The following is a 15,527-nucleotide window of genomic DNA, read 5'->3' as shown; positions in this document are numbered from 1 at the left end:
TGAGTCCAATGAAAATCGTAGAGCAGATAAAACAACCCATAGTGGATGAAATGGAACTTTTTGAAAGAAAGTTTCGGGATTCCATGTTGTCGAAAGTTGCCCTGTTAAACCGAATCACGCATTATATTGTTAACCGTAAAGGAAAACAAATGCGCCCCATGTTTGTTTTCTTAACCGCCAAGATGATTTCCGGCGGAACCGTTAACGAAAGAACCTACAGAGGCGCCGCAGTAATCGAGCTGATTCACACTGCTACACTCGTGCACGACGATGTGGTGGACGACAGTAACAAACGCCGCGGATTTTTCTCCCTCAATGCCTTGTGGAAAAACAAAATTGCCGTTCTGGTTGGTGATTACCTGCTTTCCAAGGGCTTATTGCTTTCCATAGACAATAACGATTTCGATTTGCTGAAAATCATTTCGGTAGCCGTTCGCGAAATGAGTGAAGGCGAATTACTTCAGATAGAAAAAGCCAGAAGGCTCGATATTACCGAAGACGTGTATTATGAAATCATCCGTCAAAAAACCGCCACTTTAATTGCTGCCTGTTGTTCGCTGGGTGCCTGTGCTGTACATCCTGACGATACCGAAGTGATTGAACGCATGCGTAAATTCGGAGAACTGATCGGAATGGCCTTCCAGATTAAAGACGATTTGTTCGATTATACAGATGACGCCATCGGAAAACCAACCGGTATCGACATCAAAGAACAAAAAATGACGTTACCGCTGATTCATGCGTTGAACAATTGTTCTTCCAAAGAAAAAAGCTGGTGCATCAATTCCATTAAGAATCATAATAAAGATAAAAAACGCGTTCGCGAAGTCATTCAGTTTGTGAAAGACAAAAACGGACTCACGTACGCCGAACAAAAAATGGTGCAGTTCCAACAGGAAGCCCTGCAGCTGATTCAAAACTTCCCCGATTCTCACTATAAAAACTCCCTTATCTTAATGGTGAATTATGTGATTGAAAGAAAAATTTAATTTTTTTTCATCTTCATACAACTATTTTGAAACTACAGTCGTCTATGCTAATAGAAGTCGGTTATTATTTGTAAAATCCGATTTCGAAAAAGAAGCAGTAAATGAAAGTAATCGACTTACATCAGAGCGAAAAAGAAATCATCCAGTTGGCTGTCGAGAATAACCGACACGCCCAGCATAAGATTTATTCGCAATTCGCTCCCAAGATGTTGAGTGTGTGCCGACAATATATTAAGGATGTGCATCAGGCAGAAGATGTGATGATAACCGCTTTCATGAAAGTGTTTTCCAATCTGAAAAACTTCGAACACAAAGGCAGTTTTGAAGGCTGGATCCGACGTGTCATGGTTAATGAAAGTATCTCTTTTTTAAGGGTTCAGAAGCAGGTGAAGTTTACGGAAGACGAAAACTTTTTTGAAGAACGGTTTAATAATATTGAAAGTCAGTTTTCCGTGGAGGACATTCAGTTTCTGATTGATAATCTTCCGGATGGGTACCGAATGGTGTTTAATCTTTATGCGATTGAAGGATACAAACATCAGGAAATTGCCGAAATGCTGAACATCAGTGAGGGAACTTCAAAATCGCAGTTGTCTCACGCCCGAAAAATGCTCCAAAATCAAGTGAATAAACTTAAAAATTATCAAAATGGAACCGAATAAAATGGAAGAGGATTTCAGAAAAAAGCTGAATGCCAGAGAGATTCAGCCTTCTGAAGCGGCTTGGGACCGATTGGATGCAATGCTTTCGGTAGCCGAGAATAAAAAACCGAAACGCAACAATACCTTTCTTTTCATTGCTGCAAGTTTGGCCTTGTTTTTTGCAGTGGGTTTGTTTTTACTGCAACAGGAAAACGCGAATCCGGAAATCCGATTGACGAATCCAACCGTTGGAACATCAGATGAGAAACAACCTGTATTGGAAAATCAGCAAGCTTCGGAAGCGATAAATAATGTAACTGAGCAGGTAATCTCGGAAGGAAAAAAATACGAAGCGATTGCCGAAAACCAACCGGTTGCAGCAACGAAGAAAAACAAGGCGTCGGAAACGAAAACAAACACTGATTTTCAACAACAAACAGCAAAAGAAGAAATCGTTGAAGTCACTCCGAAAAAGGAACCTGAAACGCAAAAGGCTACTGCGGATACCGAAAAGTTATTAGCCATAGCCGATGTGCCCAAAGAAAAGCCACAGGTGAAAGTCAATGCCAATTCGTTACTGTCTTCGGTGGAAGGCGAATTGAATCAGGAATTCAGAGAAACCACCTTGCAACGGTTAAACCGAAATTTTAAAACGGTAAAAACGGCTGTGGCCAATAGAAATTACGAGTAAAAACAATCAAAAATCGAACAGTTAAATTTTTAAATTATGCAGAAAATCATTTTTTATGTAGTGGTATCGTTATGCTTTTTCGTAAGCAAAATCACTGCGCAGGAAACCTTTGAACAACGTGCGAAAACCATCGCTCAAAACATTGAGTTCATCACTAAAGAGGAAAAACAAGCCTTGAAAGATCAGGTGGACGACATTAACAAGCAGCTTGAAATGGGGAGGTTAACTCAGGAGCAGGCCGATAAAATGAAAATTGAAGTGGCAACGGTTCAGGCCAAGAAAATCGAAGACCGTGTGGCTTTGGAGCAAGAAAAACTAAATGCTCTGGTGCAGGAAAAAGTGGAAGGTAAAATCAGCGACACCACCAAGACCAGAAAAAAACATCGCTTCGGTATAACGGTTTCAGGAGGTGAATTAAATGAAGAGGGAAAAGAAAAAAGAACCACCAGTCAGTTTGTTATCGCCGGAGGGGTCAATAACCTGGTGACGGATGGTGCTGTGGCGAATTCAGATTTCGGGTATCTACGCTCGGTATTTTACGAGTGGGGTTTTACCAAAAGAACCCGTTTGGCTAAAGAAAGTAATCTGTTGCATTTCAAATACGGATTGTCTTTCATGTACAATATTGTAGCGCCAACCGACAATCGCTATTTTGTGGATAACGGTAAAGAAACAGTTCTGGAAACCTTTCCGGTAGATTTGAGAAAAAAAGACACCTACTTTAAAAATGTTTACATAGCGGTTCCGTTGCATTTGGAATTCGATTTTTCTAAAAAATCGGTTAAAGAAGGTAAAAAATTCTATAAGTCACACGATGGTTTCCGATTGGGAGTAGGAGGTTTTGCAGGGTACAATATCAATTCCAAACAGTTCCTTTCGTATGAAGTGGACGGTTACCGAATCAAGGAAAAGCAAAAAGGAAGTTGGAATGTGAACGACTGGAATTACGGCTTGAGTTCTTACATTGGTTGGGGGCAAACCAGTTTGTATGCGAAATACGATTTGAGTCCGTTGTTCAAGGATAATCCGGTGGAACAGAATAATGTTTCCTTGGGAATCCGTTTCGATTTGAATTAATTTGTTTTAGTTTCATACTTTTAAAAAAGGTGTCTTCAAAAGTGGCACCTTTTTTGTTTAATTCAAAGATTGAATTTCCTTAACACGCCCATTGTTCCATGTGTTTTCGTAAGGTTATGGATTTGTTCGGATATTTGATTAAGGAAAAATTTCAGAAATTCTGTTTAAACTTTGGAACTTTGTATCTTTGGGACTTTCCAACTAAAAAATGATTTCACAAAATACCATAGAAACCGTATTTGAAACCGCTCGTGTCGAGGAGGTTATTGGTGATTTTGTGCAATTGAAACGCGCCGGGAGCAATCTGAAAGGATTGAGTCCGTTCTCCAACGAGAAGTCGCCTTCGTTTATGGTGTCGCCCGTGAAACAGATTTGGAAGGATTTCAGTTCCGGAAAAGGAGGGAATGCGGTAACTTTCCTAATGGAGCACGAGCATTTTTCGTATCCGGAAGCGATTCGGTATTTGGCTAAAAAATACAATATCGAAATCGAGGAAACCGAACAAACCGACGACGATAAGGCAGAAGCCAATGAAAAAGAGAGTATGTATCTGGTTTCGGAATTTGCCCAAAAGTATTTTCACAATGTTTTAATGCATACTGATGAAGGAAAGGCGATTGGCTATTCTTATTTCAAGGAGCGCGGGTTTACGAAAGATACGATTGAAAAATTCGGATTAGGGTATTCCCCGGAAACCTGGGATGCTTTCACTATGGAAGCCTTGGGTAAAGGATATAAGCTGGACTATCTAGACAAAACGGGATTGACGATTGTTAAAGACGACAAACAGTTCGACCGTTTCAAAGGCAGGGTGATGTTTCCGATTCAGAGTATGTCGGGACGTGTCCTGGGTTTTGGGGGCCGAATCTTATCCAACGATAAAAAAGCAGCAAAATACCTGAATTCTCCCGAAAGTGAAATTTACCATAAGAGTAAAGTGCTTTACGGAATTTTTCATGCCAAACAGGCTATCGCCAAACAGGACAACTGTTTTTTGGTGGAAGGGTATACCGATGTAATCCAAATGCATCAGGCCGGAATTGAAAACGTAGTGGCTTCTTCAGGTACGGCGTTAACCCCGGATCAAATCCGATTGGTAAACCGATTGACTAAAAATATTACGGTATTGTTCGACGGGGATGCTGCGGGATTGCGTGCTTCGGTGCGCGGAATCGATCTGATTCTGGAAGAAGGCATGAATGTTAAAGTCTGCACCTTTCCGGAAGGCGATGACCCAGACAGTTTTGCCAAGAAAACACCCTATGATGAGTTGGTGAAGTACCTCAGTGAAAACGCGATGGACTTTATCCAATTTAAAGCGTCCTTACTGATGAAGGAAGCCAAAAATGATCCGATCAAGAAGGCGGAACTTATTCGCGATATGGTAACGAGCATTTCCAAAATTCCGGACAAAATCAAACGGGAAATTTATGTTCAGGAGTGTTCCCGAATCATGGATATTTCCGAAGAAGTGCTTTTCAATACGCTGGCGCAACTCGTTCAGAAAGACATTCACGAAGCAGGTAAAAAACAAAAAACCGATCAGAAAGCGTTTGAAGTCGTTAAGAATGTTCCCGAAGCGGTGGCTTCTACGGTGGATGTGCAATACGAACTGGAACGTAAGATTATCGAGATTTTACTTTTGTACGGTATGGCAGAAGAGGAGTTTGAAGATGTTTTGCTGAAAGCCAATGAAGACGGCGAAGCCATAGAGGTAAAGGAAATGAACACTTATAAGGTCTACCAACGCATTTACCTGAGTTTACAGGAAGATGAAGTGGAGCTGGCGAATCCTTTGTTTAGAGCCATTTACAATGATATGGTGAATTATTTTCACCAACACGAAACCTTCGAATTGGAGCAGTATTTAATGCGCCTGGAGCCCGAATTGGCTCAGGAAGTGACACATATTCTTATGGAAGAGGAGCGTGAGGTTTTGCACAATTGGGAATCGAAACAAATTGTCGTAAAGCAAAAAAACCAGACGATAAGTCAATATGTTTCAGAAACGATACTGACTTTACGCTGGTTTTTAGTGGATAAAATTATCAATGATTTAAAGAACAGCATTTCAAGCGAACCGGAAGCCGATAACTCTGAAATTCTCTCTACTGCTGTAGATTATTACACACTGATTAATTCTTTTTCTTCAAAATTAGGTAGAGTTCTTTCCCGATACAGCTAAACGATTTCGAGTGTTTTAGCCTTATTTACCAAATCAACCAAATTGGTTACATGCAATTTTGTTAGTAAACGCAATTTGTATGTACTGATGGTTTTTTCGTTTAACGTCAATAATTTTGCAATTTCCTTGTTCTTTTTTCCGTCGCTCAAATAGCGTAAAACTTCAATTTCACGGGAAGATAATTTTCGGTACAAGCGGTCTGACTTCTTACCTTTGTTAAGCAATGCCAGATTTTTCTTCACGGCATCACTGAAAATTACAGCACCGTCATTTACTTTTTTAATCGCACTTTCTAAATCTTCAAGTTTTGAATTTTTATGAATATAAGCAGAAACACCGGCCTTAAGGGCATTTGGTGCATAAATTTGTTCTCCTAGATTAGTGAAAACTACAATTTTTGTATCGGAGTAATCTCTAATCAATGATTTCACAACGTTGATGCTTGACAGTCCTTCCAGTTCTAAATCAAGAACTATCACATCCATAGATTTTTTCTTTAGTATTTCGTCCAAATCGTCCAAATTACTAACGACTCCTACAAGACTAATATCCGCATTGTCTTTAAAGTAGGACTTCACCCCAAATTGTACGACAGGGTGATTGTCGGCTAAACACACTTTTATCATTTTATCAATTTTTAATAGTAATTATCCTGTAAAGGTACTAAAAAAAAATATAAAGTATTGATAATCAATGAAAGAAATTTATTTCAATTCAAAAGGAATTTTACAGACCGGAATTAAGTTCATTTTATGTTGATTTATCGTATTTAACCGTAAGAAAATTTTGAAAACATCTTTCTCGCGTCCTTCAAAGTCATTTTCGGTTTTTCCTGCTGCCAATGCGGCCATAGCAACTTCCAATTCGTCATAGCTGGCGCCCAATTGGTCTTCATCGCTGCGTTCGTCTTCATAAGCAGCATCGGTAAATAAACCATCGGTGGGTTTGGCTTTTAAGATGCTTTCGGGAACCTGTAAATAGGCGGCTAATTTTCGGACTTCACTCTTCAGTAAATCGGCAATCGGACTGATATCAACACCACCATCACCATATTTCGTAAAAAATCCCACACCGAAATCTTCCACTTTATTTCCGGTACCGGCAACCAAAGCGCTTTGCAGTCCGGCAAAATAATACAATGTGGTCATGCGAAGTCGGGCACGGGTATTGGCTAAGGTTAAATTCAACAGTTCTTCGTTTTCGGATGATGGGACTTCGGTTTTAAATTCTTCAAAAACCGGAGTCAGATCGGCAACCGTACTGGAAACATTCGGAAAACGGTTTTGCAATTGTATGATGTGTTCTTTGCCTCTGGAAACCTGGCTCGGTGCCTGATGAATCGGCATTTCCACGCATAACGTCGGTAAGCCCGTCTGTGCACAAAGTGTTGAGGTTAGTGCCGAATCTATACCGCCGGAAATCCCCACAACAAATCCCTTGACTTTTGCGTTTACTGCATAATCCCGTAACCAGTTAACAATATGGATGTTGATTTTATCTGCCTGAAATGTGTTTGATGAAGTCATAATTATTTATGAAGATTTTATAAAACTGTGACGTATATTTGCGCCGAATTTATTTGCTATAAAAGTATAAATTTTTGACAAAAGAACTATGAAGAAGTATTTGTTACTTGCAGTTTTTGCCGTTAGTCTGGCTTCCTGTAAAAAAGAGGACAAAGTGACCGAAGCGGCAGAGGCTATTCCTGTGAAAATGGAAATCGAACGTTTTGATAAACTTTTCTACGAATCAAAGCCGGAAGAGTTACCCCAATTAAAAAATAAATATCCTTTTTTCTTTCCTGCCGGAAATGCTGATACGGTTTGGACCAACAAACTGAGCAATCCGTTGTTGCGTGAGTTGTATGGCGAAGTGAAAAAGAAATATCCAAACAATTCCGCTTTCGAAGACGACTTGGAGCAATTGTTCAAACGTATTAAATTTTACTATCCGGAAACCCAAACGCCTAAAGTGATTACTTTGATTTCGGAAGTGGATACTGATGCCAAAGCGATTTATGCGGATAGCCTAGCCTTGATTTCCTTGGACACCTATTTGGGTAAAGACCATCGTTATTACGAAGGGTTTCCGAAATACATGCGTCAGGGATTTGAACCTTCGCAGATGTTCCCGGATTTGGTAAGTAGTTTTTCGCAGGGAAAAATCGCACCGCCTACCGACAGAAGTTTACTCGGACAAATGATTTACTTCGGTAAAGAATTGTATATGAAAGACATGTTGTTACCCGATGCTACGGATGGTGTAAAAATTGAATATACTGATGAACAGATCCAATGGTGTAAGGAAAACGAAAGTGAAATATGGAAATATTTCATCAATAATAAGATACTGTATGATACCGATGTGAAATTGATGCAGCGCTTTGTATCAGTTGGTCCGTATTCGAAATTTTATCTGGAGATTGATAACGAATCGCCGGGCAGAGTCGGGCAGTGGCTGGGCTGGCAAATTGTTCGTTCCTATATGAATAACAATGACGTGAGTCTTCAGAAAATGTTGGCTATGGATGCCAAAGAAATCTTTGATAATTCTAAATACAAACCCAAGAAATAATGTCGAAAACGATTACCTCTGAAATAAAACTGACTGTTGAATTAGACGAAAACAGAGTTCCCGAAAAAATAAAATGGACCGCGCAAGACGGCGGAATCAATGCAGAAGAAGCTAAAGCAATGTTGCTTTCCATATGGGACAGTAAGGCACAAGAAACTTTGCGAATTGATTTGTGGACGAAAGACATGCCGGTGGATGAAATGAAAGTGTTTTTCCACCAAACGTTAGTGGCCATGACCGATACGTTCCATCGTGCGACCGAAGATGAAAAAATGACGGCCACCATGAAAGATTTCTGTGATTATTTCGCCGAAAAACTGGAGCTGAATAAGTAATAAAAAAAGCGTTCGCCAAGCGAACGCTTTTTTTATTTTAAAATTCGTTATTCTTAAACACTTCGTCGTTTACACCATCAATAAACTCCAATAGTTGTTCCCTTCCGTTTCCTTCCGTGGAGGAAGTAACAAAATATTGCGGCATCTCTTCCCAGTTGTTGGCTAACAGCTGCTTTCTGTAAGCGGCCACTTGCTGATCGATTTTTCCCTTGCTGATTTTGTCGGCTTTGGTGAAAACAATGCAAAAAGGCACTTCGGTTACTCCTAAATAAGTAATGAATTCCAAATCGATTTTTTGGGCTTCCAATCGGATATCGATTAAAACGAAAGCGCAAACCAATTGTTCCCGGGTTTCGAAATAATCGGTAATGAATTTTTGAAAAACTTCCTTGGTTTTCTTGGAAACACGGGCGTAACCGTATCCGGGTAAATCGACCAAAAACCAATTGTTGTTAATTTTAAAATGATTAATCAACTGTGTTTTTCCGGGTCTGCCGGAAGTTTTTGCCAAATTTTTGTGGTTCGTCAGCATGTTGATCAAAGATGATTTTCCAACATTGGAGCGACCAATAAATGCATATTCCGGCAAAGGATCTTTCGGGCACTTGCTCACTTCGGAATTACTGATTATAAATTCGGCAGTATTGATTTTCATTTGTATTCCAGTTAAAAAAAAGCTACAGTTTCCTGTAACTTTTCTATTTATAAATTCGTTTTTTTAAGCCATTCCAACAAATGATTGTTGAACTCTTCCGGACATTCCATCATGGCAGCATGACCACATTTGTCGATCCAGTATAAATCGGAGTTGGGTAACAATCGGTTGAACTCTTCGGCAACATCCGGCGGGGTTACTTTGTCGTTTTTCCCCCAGATAATACACGTTGGCGTGGTCATCTTCGGTAAATCTTTGGCCATGTTATGACGAATGGCGCTTTTGGCAATGGTAAGCGTTTTAATCAGTTTGATTCGGTCGTTTACCGTAGCATAGACATCGTCTACAATTTCTTTGGTAGCCACTTTAGGGTCGTAAAAAACGTCTTCCGCTTTCTTTTTAATGTATTCGTAATCCCCACGCTTCGGGTAACTTTCTCCCATGGCGCTTTCATATAAACCGGAACTTCCGGTAATAACCAACCCGGCCATTTTTTCAGGGTACATTTTGGTATGATATAAGGCAATATGTCCGCCCAGCGAATTTCCAAGTAAAATTACCTTATCGAAACCTTTATAGGTGATAAAGTCTTTTACAAACTTAGAAAATGCTTTTACGTTCGTTTTTAAAATGTTGTTGGTGTATAAAGGCAATTCAGGAATTACAACTTTATAACCGTGTTTCGGAAAGAAATTGGCAACCGCTTCAAAGTTGCTCAAGCCTCCCATAAGACCGTGTAAAATAATGATAGGCGTGCCTTCTCCAGCTTCAAAATATTGGTATTTGCCTTCTTTTTTTAACATGTGTTTTTGGTGTATAATTATCCAATATCAAAATCAGACAAATATATGATTTTCTCCAGAAATAGGAAGCTTTCAAAATGAAAATCGAAAATACTTTCTTATTAAAACCTGATTTACGCTGGGTTTTTTGGTAATCGGTTAATTATCAACAATTTTCATTCGTTGGTAACTGAAAGTGATTGTCTTTTTGAATTTTACAAATCAATAAGAAATGCCGTAAAACCGACATGTTTTTTGAAGAATTTTTGAAGATTCTTTTAAAACGTTAAGCAATCGCTAAATATTAAGAATGAGAGATTTAACAGATTTTCTTACGAATAGGTGTTGGAGCGAAAAAACTTATCAACAAAGTGGTAATTTGTGGTAAAATGTGGTAAAAAAATCTGTACTTTTGCTATAAATCATTTCAAAAAAGGTTTTCATTGACGAACATAATCGGAACATACGAGTGTAAAATCGACGCGAAAGGAAGGCTGATGGTGCCTGCACCGCTGAAGAAGCAATTGCCTTCTTTGGAGAGTGGTTTTGTGTTGAAGCGTTCGGTTTTTGATAAGTGTGTCGAGCTTTGGCCGAAAGCGGAATGGGACATCATGATGCTGAAAATCAATGGGCTGAATCGTTTTAATAAAAAAAACAACGATTTCATACGGAAGTTTATGGCGGGCGTGAAGATGGTGGAAATTGATGATGCGGGCCGACTTTTAATCACAAAAGATCTGATTGATTTTGCAGAAATTTCAAAAGATTTGGTGCTGACTTCCAAAGTGAACATCATTGAAATCTGGGATAAGGATTTATACGAACAGTCCATTTCCGGAGATGATATGGATTTTGCGGATTTGGCCGAAGAAGTAATGGGTAATTTAAATGGCGATGGAAATGGAATATCATAATCCGGTTTTACTGAAAGAAACGGTGGATGGTTTGGATATCAAACCGGATGGAATTTATGTGGATGTGACTTTCGGAGGCGGAGGGCATTCCAGAGAAATAATGCGTCGTCTGGGGCCGAACGGAAGATTGTTCGCCTTCGATCAGGATACCGATGCTTTGGCAAATGCTATTGATGATGAGCGTTTTACGTTAATCAATGAGAATTTCCGATACATCAAAAGGTTTTTGCGTTTTTACGGCGTAAAAGAAGTCGATGGAATTTTAGGGGATTTAGGAGTTTCTTCGCATCAGTTTGATGTGGCCGAACGTGGTTTTTCAACGCGTTTCGATGCCGAGTTGGACATGAGAATGAATCAGAACGATGCGATTAGCGCTTATAATGTGGTGAACGAATACGCCGAAGCGGATTTACGCAGAATCTTTGCGGATTACGGCGAATTAACCACGGCAAAAGGATTGGCGCACGCAATTGTTCAGGCAAGAACAGAGGAGCCAATCAAAAACACCGAACAATTGAAACAGGTGTTGAGTCGGTTTCTGCCGGCGCATAAAAGCAATAAGATTTTAGCTCAGATTTATCAGGCCATTCGGATCGAAGTGAATCAGGAAATGGAAGTACTCAAGGAATTTTTAGAGCAATCGTTGGAAGTTTTAAAACCCGGCGGACGATTGAGCGTGATTTCCTATCATTCTTTAGAAGACCGTTTGGTGAAACGCTTCATGAAAAACGGTCTGTTTGAAGGCGAGCCGGAAAAGGATTTCTTCGGAAGATTCGAAGTGCCGTTCAAGTTAATCGGTAAAATGATTGTGCCTTCTGAGGAGGAAATTAAAATAAACAGTCGTGCCCGAAGTGCCAAATTACGAATAGCGGAAAAGAAATAAGAGATGAAAGGCGGAGTATACAGCTTGCTGAAAGCAAAATTTCTAATCGACGACGATGCACTGAAAAACTGGAAATTCATCGTGTTCCTGATTTTGTTGGCGATGATAATGATTGGAAACTCACACCGATACGAACAAAAGAATTACAGAATAACCGAATTAACGAATGAAGTGAAAGAGTTGCGTTCGGAATTTGTAGACCGACGTTCGGAACTCATGGAACTCAAAATGGAATCGACCATTTCCAAACAAATGGAGCCTCACGGAATTTTACCGTCTTCAGTTCCGCCCAAGAAAATAAAAGTAAAAGAAGAAGAAAGCAGTATTCTTAAAAAAATATGGCAGTAGAAAATAAAAATATTTCGTACAGAATTTATTTGGTAGCCTTCGCGATTTTCGTGATGGCTATTTTCGTTGCTATAAAACTGACCAACATTCAGTGGGTAGAAGGGGAATATTACAGAAAATTAGCCAAAGAAAGAACGGTTAAAAATTTCGTAATTCCTGCCAATAAAGGGAATGTGTATTCTGCAGACGGTAGTTTGCTTGCAACATCCATTCCAAATTATACCATTCGTTTTGATGCCGTGGCACCTAAAAAAGAGCATTTTGACGATAATGTAAAAGCTTTGTCTGATTCACTTTCGCTTTTGTTGAACAAACCTTCCGGATTTTTTCAACGGGAATTGCGAAAAGCCCGCGCCAATGAAAACCGCTATTATCTGGTAGCCAGAAAACTAAGCTATACAGAATACATGCGCATGAAAAGTTTTCCGCTGTTCAATTTAGGGGCATACAAAGGAGGAATCATTACCGAACAAAAGACCGTTCGTGAACATCCAATCGGTAAAATTGCCGCCAGAACAATCGGTTACGAAAGAACTTACGACGACAAAAGAGCAGACGGAAAAGGAATAGAATGGGCGTACAGGGATTATATCAACGGAAAGGATGGAAAACGATTGATGCAGAAAATTGCAAAAAATCAGTGGAAGCCTATCAGTGATAACAATGAAATTGAACCGCGTGACGGGTATGATATTATTTCCACAATAGATGTTTATGTTCAGGATATTGCGCACCATGCTTTGCTGAAACAGTTGGAATATTATAAGGCGGATCACGGCTGTGTTGTAGTGATGGAAACCAAAACGGGCGAAGTGAAAGCGATTTCCAATTTGGGAAGAGACGAAGTGGACGGGAATTATTACGAGACTGATAATTATGCGATAAGAGAATCACACGAACCGGGATCAACTTTTAAATTGGTCGATTTGATAGCGCTTTTGGATGATGAAAAAGTAGATACCAGTAAAATTTACGATTCCAAAGGCGGGGATATCACTTATAGAGGAAGACATGTTCGTGATTCAAACGGAAAAGGATACGGAAAAGTTTCTTTAGCGCGCGGTTTCGAATTGTCGTCCAATACCATTTTGGTTCAGGCAGTATATGAAAATTACAAAGACAATCCGGAAGAATTCGTGAACCGATTGAATAAGATGGGATTAAACAAACCACTCGGATTGCCTTTCAAAGGAGAAGGGAAGCCCTATATTCCGCAGCCAAGTGATAAGAAATGGTCGGCTATTTCACTGCCGTGGATGGCATTCGGATATGGGGTTTCAATGACGCCTTTGCAAACACTGACCTTGTATAATGCTGTAGCGAATAATGGTGAAATGGTAAAACCGAAATTCGTTCGTGAAATCAAGGAATGGAACAAAACCATCAAGAAATTCGATAAAGAAGTGATTAATCCGAAAATCTGTTCGGATGAGGCATTACTTAAAATCAAAGCGATTTTAGAAAACGTAGTGAAAAAGGGTACGGGCTCAAAATTATATTCCAAAGATTTCTCGATGGCCGGAAAAACAGGAACGGCTCAGATGAATTACCACAAAGGTGACGGTAAAATGTACTATGCATCCTCCTTTGTAGGATTCTTTCCGGCCGACGAACCAAAATATTCGTGTGTCGTAGTAGTACACAAACCCAACGTGGCAGCAGGTTATTATGGTGCCGATGTTGCCGGTCCGGTGTTTAAAAGAATTGCACAGAAAATTTTCACCGATGTACCTTCCACCAACGAAATCAAAACGCTGAATGTGAAGATCAAGCATCAGGAAAAAAACTATGCGGAGTATTATACGAAAGCACAGAAAAAAGAAAATATCGTTCCGAATGTAAAAGGAATGTCAGCGATGGATGCTATTGCTTTACTGGAAAATTTCGGAATGAAAGTGAAAGTGAAAGGAATCGGAAAAGTGAAACAACAATCCATTCAGCCGGGACAACGATTCAACAGAAATCAAATCATAACACTCGAATTATCGTGATGATTTTAAAAGACATATTATATAAAGTAGCCATTGAAGCGGTAAAAGGTCCGACGGATATCGACGTGAACAAAATCGAATTCGACTCGAGAAAAATCGTTTCGGATGATGTTTTCGTGGCCATAAAAGGAACCGTTTCCGACGGGCATGATTTCATCGAAAAAGCCATCAATCTTGGGGCGACAGTGATTATTTGTGAAGCATTTCCAACGATTATTGTTGAAGGAATTACGTACGTACAGGTAAAAGATTCGAGTGCGGCTTTGGCTTTTATGGCGGCTAATTTCTACGGAAATCCGTCTGCCAACTTGAAATTAGTTGGTGTAACCGGTACGAATGGTAAAACCACGATTGCCTCATTGCTATACCAATTGTTCAGAAATGCCGGATTCAAAGTCGGATTGCTTTCTACCGTAAAAATTCTGGTGGATGATATCGAGTACAAAGCGACTCATACGACGCCGGATTCCCTGACAATCAATCATTATCTGAATGAAATGACGGAGGAAGGTTGTGAATATTGTTTTATGGAAGTCAGCTCGCACGGAATTCACCAAAAAAGAACTGAAGGTTTGCATTTCGTGGGTGGTATTTTTACGAACCTGTCTCACGATCATTTGGATTACCACGAAACGTTTGCCGAATACCGCGATGTGAAAAAATCGTTCTTCGATAATTTACCGAAAACGGCTTTTGCACTTTCGAATATCGACGATAAAAACGGAGCGGTAATGCTTCAGAACACCAGAGCCAAAAAACTGACGTATGCTTTAAAATCCTATGCCGATTATCGTGCGCAGATTTTAGAAAACCAATTGTCTGGCTTGCTGTTGAAAGTTAACGAGCAAGAAGTTTGGGTACGCCTGATTGGTTCGTTCAATGCTTATAATTTATTGGCGATTTACGGAACGGCCATTCAGTTGGGATTGGAAAATCTTGAGGTATTGCGGCTGTTAAGTGAGCTGGAAAGCGTTTCCGGACGTTTTCAGTTTATCGTTTCCGAATCCAATATCACGGCAATTGTGGATTATGCACACACACCGGATGCCTTGGAAAACGTATTGAAAACCATCGAAGACATCCGTACCAAAAACGAACAGCTGATTACGGTTGTGGGTTGTGGCGGTGACCGCGATACTGCGAAAAGACCCATCATGGCGCGAATTGCTTCGGAATTGAGTGATAAGGCCATTTTTACGTCTGATAATCCGAGAAGTGAGGATCCGGACATGATCATTGCCGAAATGGAACAAGGCGTAGAGCCGCAGAATTATAAAAAAACGATTGCGATTACCGACAGAAAGCAGGCGATTAAAATGGCTTGTCAGTTGGCAAAAAGCGGAGACATCATACTTATCGCCGGAAAAGGGCACGAAACCTATCAGGAAATTCAGGGGGTTCGTCACGATTTCGACGATATGAAAATTGTAAAAGAACTGTTAGACCAATTAAACAAATAAGA

The 15,527-nt window shown here is 39.9% G+C and carries 16 protein-coding genes; 12 read left to right on the top strand and 4 right to left on the bottom strand.

Annotation, left to right across the window (positions count from 1 at the left end):
* The first annotated feature begins 8 nt into the window (after window positions 1-8).
* The 5 genes from BLQ05_RS01935 (at window position 9) to dnaG (ending at window position 5,583) form a co-directional block, all read left to right on the top strand.
* A complete protein-coding gene (locus BLQ05_RS01935) occupies window positions 9-989 on the top strand; it encodes a polyprenyl synthetase family protein (protein ID WP_023575445.1) in 981 nt (326 codons plus the stop codon).
* A gap of 101 nt (window positions 990-1,090) precedes the next feature.
* Window positions 1,091-1,651, top strand: a complete 561-nt coding sequence (locus tag BLQ05_RS01930) for an RNA polymerase sigma factor (protein ID WP_023575444.1) — start codon at window positions 1,091-1,093, stop codon at window positions 1,649-1,651.
* Window positions 1,638-2,321 carry a hypothetical protein gene (locus tag BLQ05_RS01925; protein ID WP_035653908.1) on the top strand — a complete coding sequence of 228 codons (684 nt, stop codon included), beginning with the start codon at window positions 1,638-1,640 and terminating at the stop codon, window positions 2,319-2,321. Before BLQ05_RS01930 ends, BLQ05_RS01925 begins: the two co-directional genes overlap by 14 nt.
* Window positions 2,322-2,357: 36 nt before the next feature.
* Window positions 2,358-3,398: a hypothetical protein gene (locus tag BLQ05_RS01920; protein WP_023575443.1), complete on the top strand. Its 1,041-nt coding sequence runs from the start codon at window positions 2,358-2,360 to the stop codon at window positions 3,396-3,398.
* A 208-nt stretch (window positions 3,399-3,606) separates the two neighbouring features.
* The gene (gene dnaG / locus BLQ05_RS01915; protein WP_023575442.1) at window positions 3,607-5,583 is read left to right on the top strand and encodes a DNA primase; all 1,977 of its coding nucleotides are present in this window, start codon (window positions 3,607-3,609) and stop codon (window positions 5,581-5,583) included.
* Here the strand turns inward: dnaG and BLQ05_RS01910 are convergent.
* Together BLQ05_RS01910 and nadE are read right to left on the bottom strand one after the other, a co-directional pair.
* The gene (locus tag BLQ05_RS01910) at window positions 5,580-6,209 is read right to left on the bottom strand and encodes a response regulator (protein ID WP_023570703.1); all 630 of its coding nucleotides are present in this window, start codon (window positions 6,207-6,209) and stop codon (window positions 5,580-5,582) included. The genes dnaG and BLQ05_RS01910 overlap by 4 nt on opposite strands.
* A 78-nt stretch (window positions 6,210-6,287) precedes the next feature.
* Window positions 6,288-7,109, bottom strand: coding sequence for an NAD(+) synthase (nadE, locus tag BLQ05_RS01905; protein ID WP_023575441.1), 822 nt, complete (start codon window positions 7,107-7,109; stop codon window positions 6,288-6,290).
* A gap of 88 nt (window positions 7,110-7,197) precedes the next feature.
* Between nadE and gldB the strand changes: the two genes are divergently transcribed.
* Window positions 7,198-8,157 carry a gliding motility lipoprotein GldB gene (gene gldB / locus BLQ05_RS01900; protein WP_023575440.1) on the top strand — a complete coding sequence of 320 codons (960 nt, stop codon included), beginning with the start codon at window positions 7,198-7,200 and terminating at the stop codon, window positions 8,155-8,157.
* Complete coding sequence (gldC, locus tag BLQ05_RS01895; protein WP_035653906.1) at window positions 8,157-8,492, top strand: gliding motility protein GldC; 336 nt, start codon at window positions 8,157-8,159, stop codon at window positions 8,490-8,492. Before gldB ends, gldC begins: the two co-directional genes overlap by 1 nt.
* A gap of 37 nt (window positions 8,493-8,529) precedes the next feature.
* Here the strand turns inward: gldC and yihA are convergent, their stop codons facing one another.
* A complete protein-coding gene (yihA, locus tag BLQ05_RS01890; protein ID WP_023575439.1) occupies window positions 8,530-9,147 on the bottom strand; it encodes a ribosome biogenesis GTP-binding protein YihA/YsxC in 618 nt (205 codons plus the stop codon).
* Window positions 9,148-9,194: 47 nt separating this feature from the next.
* Window positions 9,195-9,950 carry an alpha/beta fold hydrolase gene (locus tag BLQ05_RS01885; protein WP_023575438.1) on the bottom strand — a complete coding sequence of 252 codons (756 nt, stop codon included), beginning with the start codon at window positions 9,948-9,950 and terminating at the stop codon, window positions 9,195-9,197.
* Between the two features lie 422 nt (window positions 9,951-10,372).
* Here BLQ05_RS01885 and mraZ point away from each other — a divergent pair, with 422 nt between their 5' ends.
* Genes mraZ through BLQ05_RS01860 form a run of 5 tightly spaced genes read left to right on the top strand, consistent with a single transcriptional unit; the run spans window position 10,373 to window position 15,525 of the window.
* Window positions 10,373-10,843 carry a division/cell wall cluster transcriptional repressor MraZ gene (gene mraZ / locus BLQ05_RS01880; protein ID WP_023575437.1) on the top strand — a complete coding sequence of 157 codons (471 nt, stop codon included), beginning with the start codon at window positions 10,373-10,375 and terminating at the stop codon, window positions 10,841-10,843.
* Window positions 10,818-11,726, top strand: a complete 909-nt coding sequence (rsmH, locus tag BLQ05_RS01875; RefSeq protein WP_035653904.1) for a 16S rRNA (cytosine(1402)-N(4))-methyltransferase RsmH — start codon at window positions 10,818-10,820, stop codon at window positions 11,724-11,726. Before mraZ ends, rsmH begins: the two co-directional genes overlap by 26 nt.
* Window positions 11,727-11,729: 3 nt before the next feature.
* A complete protein-coding gene (locus BLQ05_RS01870; protein ID WP_035653903.1) occupies window positions 11,730-12,074 on the top strand; it encodes an FtsL-like putative cell division protein in 345 nt (114 codons plus the stop codon).
* Window positions 12,065-14,065, top strand: a complete 2,001-nt coding sequence (locus tag BLQ05_RS01865; RefSeq protein WP_023575435.1) for a penicillin-binding protein — start codon at window positions 12,065-12,067, stop codon at window positions 14,063-14,065. The genes BLQ05_RS01870 and BLQ05_RS01865 overlap by 10 nt, the downstream gene beginning before the upstream one ends.
* A complete protein-coding gene (locus BLQ05_RS01860) occupies window positions 14,065-15,525 on the top strand; it encodes a UDP-N-acetylmuramoyl-L-alanyl-D-glutamate--2,6-diaminopimelate ligase (RefSeq protein ID WP_143000900.1) in 1,461 nt (486 codons plus the stop codon). The genes BLQ05_RS01865 and BLQ05_RS01860 overlap by 1 nt, the downstream gene beginning before the upstream one ends.
* Window positions 15,526-15,527 lie beyond the last annotated feature (2 nt).

This window comes from Flavobacterium saliperosum (assembly GCF_900100625.1).
Classification (GTDB): Bacteria; Bacteroidota; Bacteroidia; order Flavobacteriales; family Flavobacteriaceae; genus Flavobacterium; species Flavobacterium saliperosum.
Note: the sequence above shows the minus strand (reverse complement) of the source record. Positions and strands in the feature narration are given on the sequence as shown.